Origin of the sequence: Citrobacter sp. wls717 (assembly GCF_005280955.1) — a bacterium.
Classification (GTDB): domain Bacteria; phylum Pseudomonadota; class Gammaproteobacteria; order Enterobacterales; family Enterobacteriaceae; genus Citrobacter; species Citrobacter werkmanii.
On the sequence record NZ_SZWW01000053.1, the window covers coordinates 230,962 to 243,729 of the forward strand.

General features: G+C 51.0%; 14 protein-coding genes. 6 read left to right on the top strand and 8 right to left on the bottom strand.

The genetic code is table 11. From position 1 onward, the window contains the following. Positions 1-45 precede the first annotated feature (45 nt). Positions 46-1,161 carry a ribonuclease D gene (gene rnd, locus FDX09_RS21165; protein ID WP_038641255.1) on the top strand — a complete coding sequence of 372 codons (1,116 nt, stop codon included), beginning with the start codon at positions 46-48 and terminating at the stop codon, positions 1,159-1,161. Positions 1,162-1,545: 384 nt separating this feature from the next. On the opposite strand, the gene FDX09_RS21175 is transcribed toward rnd, so the two are convergent. After that, positions 1,546-2,631 carry a tartrate dehydrogenase gene (locus FDX09_RS21175; RefSeq protein ID WP_137347824.1) on the bottom strand — a complete coding sequence of 362 codons (1,086 nt, stop codon included), beginning with the start codon at positions 2,629-2,631 and terminating at the stop codon, positions 1,546-1,548. A gap of 103 nt (positions 2,632-2,734) precedes the next feature. On the opposite strand from FDX09_RS21175, the gene FDX09_RS21180 reads away from it, so the two are divergent. After that, on the top strand, positions 2,735-3,652 hold the full coding sequence (locus FDX09_RS21180) for a LysR family transcriptional regulator (RefSeq protein ID WP_038641248.1): 918 nt from the start codon (positions 2,735-2,737) through the stop codon (positions 3,650-3,652). Between the two features lie 86 nt (positions 3,653-3,738). On the opposite strand, the gene minE is transcribed toward FDX09_RS21180, so the two are convergent. The 3 genes from minE to minC are packed head-to-tail and all read right to left on the bottom strand — an operon-like array spanning position 3,739 to position 5,552. After that, the gene (gene minE, locus FDX09_RS21185; RefSeq protein WP_003833739.1) at positions 3,739-4,005 is read right to left on the bottom strand and encodes a cell division topological specificity factor MinE; all 267 of its coding nucleotides are present in this window, start codon (positions 4,003-4,005) and stop codon (positions 3,739-3,741) included. A gap of 3 nt (positions 4,006-4,008) precedes the next feature. Next, positions 4,009-4,821, bottom strand: coding sequence for a septum site-determining protein MinD (gene minD / locus FDX09_RS21190; protein WP_038641246.1), 813 nt, complete (start codon positions 4,819-4,821; stop codon positions 4,009-4,011). A 23-nt stretch (positions 4,822-4,844) separates the two neighbouring features. Next, positions 4,845-5,552 (bottom strand): septum site-determining protein MinC, encoded by a 708-nt coding sequence (minC, locus tag FDX09_RS21195; protein ID WP_038641244.1) that lies wholly within the window; start codon positions 5,550-5,552, stop codon positions 4,845-4,847. A 126-nt stretch (positions 5,553-5,678) separates the two neighbouring features. Here minC and FDX09_RS21200 point away from each other — a divergent pair, with 126 nt between their 5' ends. From FDX09_RS21200 to FDX09_RS21210, 3 genes are all read left to right on the top strand, one after another. After that, positions 5,679-5,972: a YcgL domain-containing protein gene (locus FDX09_RS21200; protein WP_038641242.1), complete on the top strand. Its 294-nt coding sequence runs from the start codon at positions 5,679-5,681 to the stop codon at positions 5,970-5,972. A gap of 69 nt (positions 5,973-6,041) precedes the next feature. Then, positions 6,042-6,701, top strand: a complete 660-nt coding sequence (locus FDX09_RS21205; protein WP_038641240.1) for a fumarylacetoacetate hydrolase family protein — start codon at positions 6,042-6,044, stop codon at positions 6,699-6,701. A 78-nt stretch (positions 6,702-6,779) separates the two neighbouring features. Then, the gene (locus tag FDX09_RS21210; RefSeq protein ID WP_003020944.1) at positions 6,780-7,226 is read left to right on the top strand and encodes a YcgN family cysteine cluster protein; all 447 of its coding nucleotides are present in this window, start codon (positions 6,780-6,782) and stop codon (positions 7,224-7,226) included. Positions 7,227-7,255: 29 nt separating this feature from the next. On the opposite strand, the gene FDX09_RS21215 is transcribed toward FDX09_RS21210, so the two are convergent. The 3 genes from FDX09_RS21215 to nhaB form a co-directional block, all read right to left on the bottom strand. Further along, entirely contained in the window at positions 7,256-7,597 is a 342-nt protein-coding gene (locus tag FDX09_RS21215) for a DUF1971 domain-containing protein (protein ID WP_003020940.1), read from the bottom strand. Between the two features lie 110 nt (positions 7,598-7,707). Further along, on the bottom strand, positions 7,708-8,238 hold the full coding sequence (gene dsbB, locus FDX09_RS21220; RefSeq protein ID WP_042307884.1) for a disulfide bond formation protein DsbB: 531 nt from the start codon (positions 8,236-8,238) through the stop codon (positions 7,708-7,710). Positions 8,239-8,379: 141 nt separating this feature from the next. Then, positions 8,380-9,924, bottom strand: coding sequence for a Na(+)/H(+) antiporter NhaB (nhaB, locus tag FDX09_RS21225; RefSeq protein WP_038641231.1), 1,545 nt, complete (start codon positions 9,922-9,924; stop codon positions 8,380-8,382). A 237-nt stretch (positions 9,925-10,161) separates the two neighbouring features. On the opposite strand from nhaB, the gene fadR reads away from it, so the two are divergent. Next, the gene (gene fadR, locus FDX09_RS21230; RefSeq protein WP_038641229.1) at positions 10,162-10,881 is read left to right on the top strand and encodes a fatty acid metabolism transcriptional regulator FadR; all 720 of its coding nucleotides are present in this window, start codon (positions 10,162-10,164) and stop codon (positions 10,879-10,881) included. A 93-nt stretch (positions 10,882-10,974) separates the two neighbouring features. Here fadR and FDX09_RS21235 read toward each other — a convergent pair whose 3' ends face one another. Further along, the gene (locus FDX09_RS21235; RefSeq protein ID WP_069324685.1) at positions 10,975-12,507 is read right to left on the bottom strand and encodes a SpoVR family protein; all 1,533 of its coding nucleotides are present in this window, start codon (positions 12,505-12,507) and stop codon (positions 10,975-10,977) included. Between the last annotated feature and the right edge of the window lie 261 nt (positions 12,508-12,768).

Genomic DNA, 12,768 nt, shown 5'->3' on the forward strand with positions numbered 1-12,768 from the left:
GTTTTTTTTGGCGTAAACCTAAGAGAGCACGATTTGAATTATCAAATGATCACTACGGACGACGCGTTGGCCACGCTGTGCGAAGCCGTCCGTGAATTTCCGGCGATAGCCCTGGATACCGAATTTGTTCGCACGCGTACCTATTATCCGCAGTTGGGGTTGATCCAGCTGTTTGATGGCAAACACGTTGCTCTGATTGACCCACAGGGGATCACTGACTGGTCGCCACTACGCGATATTTTACGTGATACGGCGATAACCAAGTTTCTGCATGCCGGTAGTGAAGATCTGGAGGTGTTTCTCAATGCCTTTGGGGAACTCCCGCAGCCGTTGATTGACACGCAAATCCTCGCCGCTTTTTGCGGTCGTCCGCTGTCGTGGGGGTTTGCCGCGATGGTGGAAGAGTTTACTGGCATAGCCCTGGACAAAAGCGAATCCCGTACAGACTGGCTGGCCAGGCCGCTGACCGAGCGTCAGTGTGAATACGCGGCGGCTGACGTCTGGTATTTGTTACCGATCACCACAACGCTGATGGCTGAAACCGAAGCCAGCGGCTGGCTGCCCGCCGCGCTGGACGAATGTCGCTTAATGCAGCAGCGTCGCCAGGAGATTCTGGCGCCCGAGGATGCCTGGCGCGAGATCACCAATGCCTGGCAACTGCGTACCCGTCAGTTGGCCTGTCTGCAACTGCTTGCCGACTGGCGACTGCGTAAAGCGCGCGAGCGCGATCTGGCGGTAAACTTCGTGGTGCGTGAGGAACACTTATGGGCGGTGGCGCGTTATATGCCGGGTAGTCTGGGCGAACTGGACAGCCTGGGGCTTTCCGGCAGCGAAATTCGCTTCCACGGCAAGACGCTGATTTCCCTTGTCGAGAAAGCGCAGGCTTTACCGGAGGCGTCGCTGCCGCAACCGCTACTGAATTTGATGGATATGCCAGGCTACCGCAAGGCGTTCAAAGCCATTAAGGCGCTGGTTGCCGAAGTCAGTGCGGAGCAAAATCTCAGCGTCGAGCTGCTGGCTTCACGCCGCCAGATCAACCAATTGCTCAACTGGCACTGGAAATTAAAGCCGCAGCAATCCCTGCCTGAGCTGATTTCCGGCTGGCGTGGCGAACTGATGGCTGAGCGTCTTAACGCGCTGCTGTTGGAGTATCCGCAGTAAGCAAGCTAAAAAGGGAGCCGGGTGCTTTAATGCTAGTCAGTTAGCGTCTCAGTATCAGAAAGCATCAACCAGTATTAGCGGAAGTAATGAACATGCAATATCAGAGAAAGGGTTCCGTTCACCTCATGTTCATCGTTTCTCTGAGACACTGATTCCTGTGAGCGTATAAAGGGCGTTCTCCGCCACGCCCTTTACAATCCCGCCGGGAGCCTGGGTTGCAAGGGAGGAGGCGGTGAGCCTCCCTTGCCCGTTCACGGGTAACTGCGTTTCAAGAAATGACAGCGCTGAGGTGAACGGAATCCTCAGTAAGAATCACATGTTCTCCATTCATGCTTAACGGATCGGTATTAGAGCCGGGTGCTCCCGTTTTTAATGGCACGAAGCTTAAAGGCGCAATGCCCGACTAATGGCCTCACCAACCTGCTGTGTGGTGGCGTTACCTTTCATATCTGGCGTTTTCGGACCGCTGGCAATAACTTGCTCAATTGCCGCCAGAATGCCGTCGTGGGCGGCCTTATAGTTGGCATCACCGTGACCAAGGAAGTCGAGCATCATCGCGCCAGCCCAGATTGTCGCGATTGGGTTGGCGATATTTTTACCGTAGATATCAGGGGCTGAACCGTGTACCGGCTCGAACAGGGACGGGAAGGTGCGTTCCGGGTTTAGGTTGGCTGATGGCGCAATGCCAATTGTACCGGTACAGGCCGGACCGAGATCGGAGAGAATATCGCCAAACAGATTGGAAGCGACCACGACGTCAAAACGTTCCGGCTGCATCACAAAGCGGGCGCAGAGAATATCAATATGCTGTTTATCCCAGCGGATCTCTGGATAGTTGACCGCCATCGCTTCGACGCGCTCGTCCCAGTAGGGCATACTGATGGCAAGACCGTTTGATTTAGTCGCTGAGGTTAGCGTTTTGCGCGGGCGGCTTTGCGCCAGTTCAAAGGCGTAACGCAATATACGGTCGACACCACGACGGGTGAAAACTGACTCCTGGATCACCATCTCGTGTTCGGTACCTTCGCTCACACGTCCGCCGAGGGAAGAGTACTCCCCCTCGGTGTTCTCACGCACGACGTAGAAATCAATGTCACCCGGCTGTTTGCCCGCCAGGGGACAAGGGACCCCGGGAAACAGCCGCACCGGGCGCAGGTTAACGTACTGATCGAATTCGCGGCGAAACTTAAGCAGCGAACCCCAGAGTGAGATGTGGTCCGGGACGGTGTCCGGCCAGCCCACGGCACCAAAATAGATCGCATCGAAGGATTGCAACTGTTCACGCCAGTCATCCGGCATCATCTTGCCGTGATGGGCGTAGTATTCGCAACTGGCCCACTCTATTTGTTCAAAGCTAAGTGACAGGCCCCAGCGTTCGGCGGCTGCCTGTAACACATGAATGCCTTCAGGCAGGACTTCTTTACCAATGCCATCTCCGGGGATAGCGGCAATACGATAGGTTTTCTTCATAGCAGCTCTCACTTGTACGCCATCAAAATTGACTTTCCCCTCATCCTATAATTGACTGGACGATAGTTAATCCCCCTAACTGGTGAAACATAAAACACAGATCATGAATAATCTGCCGCTGTTAAATGATTTGCGCGTCTTTATGCTGGTTGCGCGCCGCGCGGGTTTTGCCGCCGTCGCCGAAGAGTTGGGTGTATCACCGGCTTATATCAGTAAGCGTGTAGCCCTCCTGGAGCAGACGCTGAACGTGGTGCTATTACACCGGACAACACGGCGGGTGACCATCACGGAAGAGGGGGAGCGGATATACGAATGGGCGCAGCGGATCCTGCATGATGTTGATCAGATGATGGACGAGCTGTCCGATGTCAGGCAGATCCCGCAAGGGATGTTACGTATTATCAGCAGTTTTGGTTTTGGCCGCCGGGTGGTGGCTCCTGCATTGTCTGCGCTGGCGAAAGAGTACCCGCAGCTGGAGCTGAGATTCGATGTTGAAGACCGTCTGGTGGACCTGGTGAATGAGGGCGTCGATCTCGATATTCGTATCGGGGATGATATCGCACCTAATCTGATTGCCCGTAAACTGGCGACTAACTATCGTATTCTTTGCGCCTCGCCGGAGTTTGTGGCGCAGCATGGAATGCCGAAGCAACTGAACGATCTCTCTACTTTTCCCTGTCTGGTCATTAAAGAGCGTGACCATCCGTTTGGTATCTGGCAAATGCGCAATAAAGAGGGGACTCACTCAATTAAAGTGACCGGGCCTCTGTCATCTAATCATGGCGAAGTGGTGCATCAATGGTGTCTTGACGGCCAGGGAATTGCTCTGCGTTCGTGGTGGGATGTCTGTGGCAACATTGCCAGCGGACATCTGATACACATATTGCCTGAGTATTATCAACCAGCAAATATTTGGGCGGTTTATGTTTCACGCCTGGCGACGTCGGCAAAAATCCGTATTACTGTTGAGTATTTGCGCCGCTATTTTGCCGAAAACTACCCGAAGTTTACGTTGGAATAAAGGTGTTGCAGATTAGCAAAGGACGAAAATTAAAAAAGGCAGAATAATCTGCCTTTTTTGCAACCATGACGCATTTACACAAAAGGTTATTTAGACTCTTCTGCTTCAGGTAATGTTACGTTGAGCTCGAGGATCGAAATATCGCCGTCTTTTTGTTCAAGCTGTACGGTGACCATTTCTGGATCAATTTGTACATACTTGCAGATAACGTCGAGAATATCCTTCCTTAGCTGCGGTAAATAATGTGGCTCGGCGTCACTACGACGACGTTCCGCAACAATAATCTGCAGTCGCTCTTTAGCGATGTTCGCTGTGCTCTTTTTCCGCGAGAGAAAAAAATCCAGTAATGCCATAACTTATCCTCCGAACAGGCGTTTGAGGAAACCTTTCTTCTCTTCTTCAATGAAGCGGAAAGGACGTTCTTCTCCCAACAGACGGTCTACGGTATCAGCATAAGCTTTACCGGCATCAGCATTGATGTCGAGAATAACCGGCTCACCCTGGTTAGACGCGCGCAGGACTGACTGATCTTCAGGAATCACGCCAACCAGCTTGATTCGCAGAATTTCCAGTACGTCTTCCATGCTCAGCATGTCACCTTTATTTACGCGGCCAGGGTTGTAGCGCGTAAGCAACAGATGCTCTTTAATCGGCTCTTCACCGTTTTCTGCACGGCGGGATTTCGACGCCAGAATACCCAGAATACGGTCTGAGTCGCGTACAGAAGAGACTTCCGGGTTTGTGGTGATGATGGCTTCATCAGCAAAATACAGGGCCATCAGCGCGCCGGTTTCGATACCCGCCGGGGAATCGCAGACGATGAAGTCAAAGTCCATCGCTTTCAGATCGTCCAGAACTTTTGCGACGCCTTCACGCGTCAGCGCGTCTTTATCGCGGGTCTGTGAGGCCGGAAGAATAAAGAGATTCTCGGTACGCTTATCTTTGATTAACGCCTGATTTAACGACGCATCGCCCTGAATAACGTTGACGAAGTCGTAAACGACGCGGCGTTCACAACCCATAATGAGATCAAGGTTACGCAGGCCGATATCAAAATCAATAACGACAGTTTTCTTTCCCTTCTGGGCCAAACCTGTAGCGATGGCCGCGCTGGAGGTGGTTTTGCCAACGCCCCCTTTACCCGAAGTAACAACAATAATGCGTGCCATAGAAATTCCTTGTTAAAAAGGGATCAATTCAACGGTTGAACTGTCAAAGCGTTCTCTGCTAATTGCAGGCGTGCCGCTTTGCCATAAAATTCTGCTGGGATTTTATCACTCAGCCAATAAACACCTGCGATAGACACCAGTTCTGCCGTCAGGTGGGTACAAAAAATTTGCGCTTCCCGGTCACCGCTTGCGCCTGCCAGCGCTCGACCTCTCATCATCCCATAAACATGAATATTGCCATCAGCGATAAGCTCTGCGCCCGCACTGACGTGGCTTGTAACAATCAGATCACATTGTGGAGCATAAATGCGCTGACCGGAACGAACCGGTACATTTATTAATCGTGTTTTTGTGATGGGAGTAACGTTTTGCGGCGGCGGGACGGGAACTGGAGCCTCAACAGGCGCGGGACGAAGCGCTTTTTCTTTACCTTCAGTCAGTAAAGGAAGTCCCATTTCGTCAATTTCAGCCTTTAATCGAGCGTCTTTGCATCCGCTAACGCCGATAATGCGCAAGCCGGTAGACGCGACAACTTCCTGCAGCGCCGACCAGTTTACCGGGCTTTCAAGACCACTCACGTTAACCACTACGGGCGCATGTTTTAAAAATGCAGGGGCCTGCGCGATTTTGTCTTCCAACGCCTGACGAATAACCTCGGGTTCTGCTTCATGTAAATGAACCACTGATAAGGTGAAGCTACTGCCTTTAAGCTCGATTGGCGTGTTTGACATCCTGGCCTTACTCAATTTGCTATTTATCATCCCCAGCGCGGGGTGATATTCCGAAGACTATAAGGCATGTTATAGTCAGTATTATATTGAGGCAAGCCACCATTCCGTGAATTCAGAGTAAAAGATATGTTTTGTGTGATCTACCGAAGCAGCAAACGTGACCAGACTTATTTATATGTCGAAAAAAAAGACGATTTCTCGCGAGTTCCTGAAGAACTGATGAAAGGATTTGGTCAGCCAACGCTGGCAATGATGTTACCGCTTGATGGTCGAAAAAAACTGGTTAATGCCGATCTTGAAAAAGTAAAACAGGCGCTAATCGAGCAGGGCTATTATTTACAAATACCGCCACCGCCAGAAGATTTGCTCAAACAGCATCTGGCAGCGGCCAAACAAAATACATCAGACGCTAAACGTTAAACTGCATCCGGCAGCAGCACGTTCCATCGATGCAGTACCTGAAATCTATGACTACGTTAGGGGAAAGTAATGTATCAACATCACAACTGGCATGGTGCTCTGCTGGATTATCCGGTGAGTAAGGTGGTTTGCGTAGGCAGTAACTATGCCAACCATATAAAAGAGATGGGGGGAACCACCCCGGAAGAGCCGGTACTGTTTATCAAACCGGAAACTGCGCTGTGTGATTTGCGCCAGCCGCTGGCGATCCCATCCGATATGGGGTCGGTTCACCATGAGGTTGAGCTGGCGGTACTGATTGGCGCAACCTTACGCCAGGCGACAGAAGAACATGTGCGTAAAGCCATCGCTGGCTATGGCGTAGCGCTGGATCTAACCCTGCGCGATATTCAGGGCAAAATGAAGAAAGCCGGTCAGCCGTGGGAAAAAGCCAAGGGCTTTGATAACTCATGCCCGCTGTCAGGATTTATCCCGGTGGCGGAATTTGATGGTGATCCGCAGGATACAATGCTCGGCTTGACGGTAAACGGCGAAACGCGTCAGCACGGCTCGACGGCAGATATGATCCATCCCATTGTTCCTTTGATTGCCTACATGAGCCGTTTCTTTACGCTCAAAGCGGGCGATGTGGTGCTGACGGGTACGCCAGCAGGGGTTGGACCGTTAAGTAGTGGTGATGAACTGGCTATCAGTTTCCACGGACAAACTCTGACCACCCGAGTGCTGTAATCTCTGCTTGCCGCCTTTTCAGGCGGGCGTGCCAGACTGGTTATAAGGTGCAGCTTTATTACGATAGCGGATACCCTGATGAGCGACATACCTTTCTGGCAAAGTAAAACCCTTGATGAAATGACCGATGCCGAGTGGGAGTCATTATGTGATGGGTGTGGTCAATGCTGCCTGCATAAGCTGATGGATGAAGACACTGACGAAATCTATTTTACCAACGTCGCCTGTAAGCAGCTCAATATTAAAACCTGCCAGTGCCGTAACTACGAACGTCGATTCGAATACGAGCCGGACTGCATCAAACTCACGCGTGATAATCTGCCTACCTTTGAATGGTTGCCGATGACCTGTGCTTATCGTCTGCTGGCGGAAGGAAAAGGGTTGCCAGAATGGCATCCGTTGCTGACCGGGTCGAAAGCGGCAATGCATGGCGAACGTATTTCGGTACGTCATATTGCGGTAAAAGAATCAGAAGTGCGCGACTGGCAGGATCATATCCTGAACAAACCTTCATGGGCGGACTGAGCCGCCCATCGATTAGCAGGCGTTAAAGGTTAAGATTTTTTCGCCTGATACATCTCATCTCCATGGTTGTCGTCTTCAACCCAGAAATTGATGTTGAATTGCGCATCGTCACTTAATTCAACGCGATGCCAGTATTGTGGTGGGCTGGTCGCGAACTGGCCGGCATTAATCACTACTTTCACTTCGGGTTCTTTTGCGTCTTCATTGGCAAAGCCATAATACGTTACTGTGCCTTCCATCACGCAGAGCTGTCCAAACACCCCCGCAGCGGTGTTGTGGTGGGAGAGCAGTGCCGCAGGAACATTGTCTTTCGTAAAGAAGGGAGTAGAGCGTTTAACTTTCCAGTTTGCCGGGATGCGTAAATGGGACATAAGACATCTCCTTCGTGTGGCATCTATAAGATGTATTTAATATACATCTTATAGATGCCAGCAGGCAATGAATTTAAGCCAAAAAAAACGCTCCCGAAGGAGCGTCTCTGTTAGCGACCGAAAAGGTCACGTTTTTTCGGTTTAAACGGTTGTGCTATGACGACCAGTATCGCCACAACAAGATATGCGGCGAAGATCCCGAGCAGCCACTGCGGCATTTCGAGGGTTAAAAACGACCACTGACGCTCAGCGCAGTCGCCCGATGCCACAAACACCTGCGGCAGCCATTTATCCAGCGGTAACCAGCTCGGAAAGCGCGCGGCAAAATCACAGGTCATAAATGGTGACGGGTGAAGCTGAATCATGGTGTGTTCATACGCTAACTGAAGACCGCGCCAGGCACTGTAAATCCAGATAACCATTGCCACATAGCGCAGCGGTGTTTTTGGCGCGATAGCCCCCACCAGTCCCGCACCCATCACGCCAAATAATGCGCTACGTTCATAAATACACAACACGCAAGGTTTTAGCAGCATGACGTGCTGGAACCACAACGCAACGAGTTCCAGCGCAAAGGCGGTAAACGCCAACAATAACCACGCTCCACGACCACGGGAACACTGGTTTAAAAATCGCAACATAATAATTTCCCTGCAACATGCGTAGAGACCGCAGTTTAAACCAATTCACTTTATGCGCCACTAGCGGGAATTGAAAATTTGCGTAATCGGATAATTATCATGCAAAAAGTCAAACCGGGCAGTGATTTGCCCGGCTAATTGTTATGAAAGTGTAGCTAACCAGCCCGACTGGGTCATCCATTCGGTCATTGGAACAAGTGTGAACTCCACGCAAAGCAACCCGACGAGCGTCAGTACAAGGGTATAAGGCAGAGCCATCCATACCATGCGACCATAAGAGAGGCGAATCAATGGTGCCAGGGCGGAAGTCAGCAGAAACAGGAACGCCGCCTGCCCGTTTGGTGTGGCCACGGAAGGCAAGTTGGTACCGGTGTTAATCGCCACCGCTAACAGTTCATACTGATTAAGGCTGATAGTCCCCTGTTCCAGGGCCGCTTTGGCTTCGTTGATGTAGATAGTGCCGACAAAGACGTTATCAGAAATAGACGACAGCAGACCATTAAACAGATAGAACAGCGTTAATTGTGCGTGTTCAGAGGCTTGTAAAACGAACTGAATAATCGGCGAAAAGAGCTGCTGATCGATGATCACCGCAACAACAGAGAAGAACACGGTCAGCAGGGCGGTGAAGGGCAGCGACTCGGTAAAGGCTTTGCCTATAGCATGTTCGTCGGTAACGCCGGTTAACGACGTTGCCAGAATAATCACTGACAGACCAATTAATCCCACTTCCGCCAGATGCAGTGCCAGGGCGACCACCAGCCAGACGCCGATAATCGCCTGGATAATCAGTTTGATCTTGTCCTGGCGGGTTCGCTGCTGACGGCTCTGATCGTCAAATTTTTGCAGGACATCGCGGACGGTCTCCGGCAGCGTTTCGCCATAGCCGAACCAACGTAATTTCTCGACCAGCACGCAGGTTAGCAGACCGCAAATCAGCACCGGAACGGTGACCGGTGACATGCGCAGGAAGAAGTCGCCAAAGTGCCAGCCAGCTGCTTTGGCGATAATCAGGTTTTGCGGTTCACCAACCATGGTCATTACGCCGCCTAACGCCGTACCGACGCCTGCGTGCATCATCAGGCTACGCAGAAAACCACGGAACTGCTCCAGAACGACCTTGTTGTGCTGATCGATATGGCTGTCATCGAGCATATTGTTATCTTCCCCACGGGAAGAGGCCACGCGATGGTAGATGCCATAAAAACCGACCGCTACGCTTATCACCACGGCAACGACGGTCAACGCGTCAAGGAACGCGGACAGGAAGGCGGCAGCAATGCAAAAGGAGAGCGAAAGCAGTGACTTGGAACGAATACTGAGCAGAAGACGGGTGAAAATAAACAACAGCAGTTGCTTCATAAAGTAGATGCCTGCCACCATAAACATCAGCAGCAGTAACACCTCAAGGTTGGCGGCAACTTCTTCACGTACATGCGCGGCGCTGGTCATGCCAATGATGACAGCTTCAATTGCCAACAGCCCGCCCGGCAGCAGTGGATAACATTTTAGCGCCATTGCCAGCGTAAAAATGAACTCGGCCACCAACAACCAGCCTGCAATAAAGGGATTGATGAAAAAAATAATCGGGTTAGCGACTAAGAAGATGAGCAGTGCAAGTTTATACCAGTCTGGCGACTGACCTAAAAAATTCCGCCACATCGCGCGGCTCCATGATAGCTCCATGGTGATTTCCCTACCTTTAAAAATGAAATGATGTTTTTATGTTTGACCGCAAAGCTTAGCGGGAGGAGGGGGCGCAGGCAAGCTCTTCACGTGAATGGCAAGGGGGGAGTGAGTATCAGCGTTATCTGGAAAATGAAGCCTTGATCCACTTTTTCTTCATTTCGTCAGCTATCAGCTATGAAACCCGTCTGGTATGATAACTGTAACTATGTTTTGCTGTGTAATGGAATTATTACTATGGTCATTAAGGCGCAAAGCCCGGCGGGGTTCGCGGAAGAGTACATCATTGAGAGTATCTGGAATAACCGCTTCCCACCTGGCACTATTTTGCCCGCTGAACGTGAACTCTCTGAACTGATCGGAGTGACACGTACTACGTTGCGCGAAGTATTACAGCGTCTGGCGCGGGACGGCTGGTTGACCATTCAACACGGCAAACCGACGAAGGTGAATAACTTCTGGGAAACCTCCGGGTTGAATATTCTTGAAACGCTGGCGCGCCTCGATCACGAGAGCGTACCGCAGTTGATCGATAATCTGCTGTCTGTGCGCACCAACATTTCAACCATCTTTATCCGCACCGCGTTTCGCCAGCATCCTGACAAAGCGCAGGAGGTGTTGGCGACAGCAAATCAGGTAGCTGACCACGCTGATGCGTTCGCCGATCTGGACTACAACATTTTTCGCGGTCTGGCATTTGCGTCCGGTAACCCCATATACGGTCTGATCCTCAACGGAATGAAAGGGTTATATACCCGTATTGGTCGTCATTATTTTGCTAATCCAGAAGCGCGTGGTCTGGCGCTGAGCTTCTATCGTAAGCTGTCAGAACTGTGTGAGCAGGGCGCTCATGAGCAGGTTTATGAAACGGTGCGCCGCTATGGTCACGACAGCGGCGAGATTTGGCATCGTATGCAGAAAAACCTGCCGGGCGATTTAGCTATTCAGGGACGCTAATTACGCAATGCCGGATGGCGACGCTAAAGCGTGTTATCCGGCCTCGAATGCGCAGGCCGGATAAGGTGTTTACACCGCCTCCGGCAATAAGATTTACAGACCGTTCATCCTCGGCGGGCAACGCTCCAGCAGCTCCACGCTGCCATCTTCATTCTGCTGCTCCAGCATCACGTCAAAACCCCATAACCGGTGCACATGTTTCAGTACCTCTTTGCGTCCCTTATCCAGCGGGGCACGGTTATGCGGAATATAACGTAAGGTGAGCGAACGGTCGCCGCGCAGATCGACATTCCAGACTTGAATATTCGGCTCCAGGTTGCTGAGATTATATTGCGACGACAGTCGGCTACGAATTTCACGATATCCTTCCTCATTATGGATAGCGGAAATCTCCAGGTAATTGTGGCGATCGTCATCCAGCACGGTGAACAGGCGGAAATCGCGCATCACTTTTGGTGACAGGAACTGACTGATAAAACTCTCATCTTTAAAATCGCGCATCGCAAAATGCAGCGTTTCCAACCAGTCGGAACCGGCAATATCCGGGAACCAGTACCTGTCTTCCTCGGTGGGGGACTGACAGATACGCTTGATATCCTGGAACATCGCAAAGCCCAGCGCGTAAGGGTTTATCCCGCTATACCACGGACTATTGTACGGCGGCTGGAAAACCACGTTGGTATGGCTATGCAGAAACTCCAGCATAAAACGCTCGGTAACTTTACCTTCATCATAAAGGTGGTTAAGGATGGTGTAATGCCAGAAGGTGGCCCAGCCTTCATTCATCACCTGCGTCTGTTTCTGCGGATAAAAATACTGGCTGACCTTGCGCACGATGCGTAAGACCTCACGCTGCCAGGACTCCAGTAGCGGCGCGTTTTTTTCCATAAAATAGAGCAGGTTTTCTTGCGGCTCGGAAGGATATCGCCGCGCTTCGGAAATGGTTTTCTCTTCCTCTTTCTTCGGCAGCGTGCGCCACAGCATATTCACCTGGCTTTGTAGATACTCTTCACGGCTTTTCTGCCGGGCTTTCTCTTCCTGAAGCGAGATTTTTTGCGGTCGTTTGTAACGGTCCACGCCGTAGTTCATCAGCGCATGGCAGGAGTCGAGGAGCTTTTCGACTTCATCCACACCGTAACGCTCTTCACACTGGGTAATGTAGTTTCGCGCGAAGATCAGATAGTCGACAATGGAGCTGGCATCCGTCCAGCTACGGAACAGGTAGTTATTTTTGAAGAAAGAGTTATGTCCGTAGCAGGCATGCGCCATCACCAGCGCCTGCATGGTGATGGTGTTCTCTTCCATCAGATACGCGATACACGGATTGGAGTTAATGACGATTTCATAGGCCAGCCCCTGCTGACCATGCTTATACAAGCGCTCGGTTTCAATAAACTTCTTACCAAACGACCAGTGCGGATAGTTGATTGGCATCCCGACGCTGGAGTAGGCATCCATCATCTGTTCGGAGGTAATCACCTCGATTTGGTGCGGGTAGGTATCCAGTCTGTAGAGTTTCGCCACGCGGTCTATTTCCGCCAGATAGACATCCAGCAGATCAAACGTCCAGTCGGGTCCATCGCTTAACCGTGTGCTGTCCTTGTTCATGGAATCAATCGTAGCCATTCGCGCACCCTCATTGTTGGCGGCACTCTCTGTGTGGAGTACCTCATTTCAAGCATAGATCATGGTGTTAAAAAACGTGCTGCGGCAGAAATTTTTTCTTTGCGATTTCACGTTAGCGAAGCGCAGAAAAAAGGCATATCCGCAAAATTTTATGCTGGATAAAAATAACGCACAGCATGAGATTCCAAAGCCGGGAGTTCCCAGCAATCACTGCTATATGTGAGATAAGTCACCATAAAAAAGCCATATGTTGAATAATAT